The sequence below is a fragment of the Exiguobacterium sp. s152 genome (assembly GCF_018618335.1).
Lineage (GTDB): Bacteria > Bacillota > Bacilli > Exiguobacteriales > Exiguobacteriaceae > Exiguobacterium > Exiguobacterium chiriqhucha.
Genome location: NZ_JACSLX010000028.1, coordinates 1 through 1,215, shown reverse-complemented (window position 1 = coordinate 1,215; position 1,215 = coordinate 1). Strand labels below are relative to the sequence as shown.

At 47.3% G+C, this 1,215-nt stretch carries 10 tRNA genes and 1 rRNA gene; all 11 read right to left on the bottom strand.

Annotation, left to right across the window (positions count from 1 at the left end):
* Nucleotides 1-137: 137 nt before the first annotated feature.
* Nucleotides 138-214, bottom strand: a tRNA-Pro gene (locus tag KNP72_RS15720).
* Between the two features lie 7 nt (nucleotides 215-221).
* Nucleotides 222-298 (bottom strand) — tRNA-Arg (locus tag KNP72_RS15715).
* Nucleotides 299-303: 5 nt separating this feature from the next.
* Nucleotides 304-388: transfer RNA gene (locus KNP72_RS15710), tRNA-Leu, on the bottom strand.
* Between the two features lie 7 nt (nucleotides 389-395).
* Nucleotides 396-470: transfer RNA gene (locus KNP72_RS15705), tRNA-Gly, on the bottom strand.
* A gap of 21 nt (nucleotides 471-491) precedes the next feature.
* Nucleotides 492-572: transfer RNA gene (locus tag KNP72_RS15700), tRNA-Leu, on the bottom strand.
* A gap of 33 nt (nucleotides 573-605) precedes the next feature.
* Nucleotides 606-681 (bottom strand) — tRNA-Lys (locus KNP72_RS15695).
* Between the two features lie 15 nt (nucleotides 682-696).
* A tRNA-His gene (locus KNP72_RS15690) sits at nucleotides 697-772 on the bottom strand.
* 11 nt (nucleotides 773-783) lie between these two features.
* Nucleotides 784-859: transfer RNA gene (locus tag KNP72_RS15685), tRNA-Thr, on the bottom strand.
* A gap of 8 nt (nucleotides 860-867) precedes the next feature.
* A tRNA-Phe gene (locus KNP72_RS15680) sits at nucleotides 868-943 on the bottom strand.
* A 24-nt stretch (nucleotides 944-967) separates the two neighbouring features.
* Nucleotides 968-1,043 (bottom strand) — tRNA-Asp (locus KNP72_RS15675).
* An 83-nt stretch (nucleotides 1,044-1,126) separates the two neighbouring features.
* A 5S ribosomal RNA gene (rrf, locus tag KNP72_RS15670) occupies nucleotides 1,127-1,215 on the bottom strand; the annotation flags it as partial.

Sequence of the window (1,215 nt, the reverse complement as noted above, 5' to 3'; positions counted from 1 at the left end):
GTCCTGAGCCAGGATCAAACTCTCCAAAGAATTTGATATAGCTCTTTAAAAAATGACGAAGCTTGCGCTTCATTCAAACATTGTAAAACATTTTTGCCTCATCGTTCAGTTTTCAAAGACCAAATTGAATTAAGAAATGGTCGGGAAGACAGGATTCGAACCTGCGACCCCTTGGTCCCAAACCAAGTGCTCTACCAAGCTGAGCTACTTCCCGTTATAAATGGTGCACCCTGAGAGATTCGAACTCCCGGCCTTTAGATTCGTAGTCTAACGCTCTATCCAGCTGAGCTAAGGGTGCATTAATGCGGTCGAGAGGACTTGAACCTCCACGGTGTTAACCACCACTAGGCCCTCAACCTAGCGCGTCTACCGATTCCGCCACGACCGCATATAATTGGAGCGGAAGACGGGATTCGAACCCGCGACCCCGACCTTGGCAAGGTCGTATTCTACCACTGAACTACTTCCGCAATATAAAGTTAGATTAGAGATGCGGGTGAAGGGACTCGAACCCCCACGTCAAAGACACTAGATCCTAAGTCTAGCGCGTCTACCAATTCCGCCACACCCGCATATAATATTTAAGTATAGAAATTAATGAGAAATGGTGAGCCATGCAGGGCTCGAACCTGCGACCCTCTGATTAAAAGTCAGATGCTCTACCAACTGAGCTAATGGCTCATTAATTTTTAAAAATGGGGCGGCTGAAGGGAATTGAACCCTCGAATGCCGGAATCACAATCCGGTGCGTTAACCACTTCGCCACAACCGCCATGAGAAAAATGGTGCCGGCGAAAGGATTCGAACCCTCGACCCTCTGATTACAAGTCAGATGCTCTACCAACTGAGCTACACCGGCGCTGTAAATGGTGGCTTTGGACGGAATCGAACCGCCGACACAAGGATTTTCAGTCCTTTGCTCTACCAACTGAGCTACAAAGCCAACTTATTAAATTAAATAAAAAAATGGCGGTCCCGACGGGATTCGAACCCGCGATCTTCTGCGTGACAGGCAGACATGTTAACCACTACACCACGGGACCGTTTTAAATAATTACTGTATCGACTTTACCTATTTTAAGTCTCCTCAAGAAGAAAGTCAATAATTTTTTCAAAAAAATAAACAGCCTGGCAGCGTCCTATCCTCACAGGGGGAGACCCCCAACTACTTTCGGCGCTGAAGCGCTTAACTTCCGTGTTCGGCATGGGAACGGG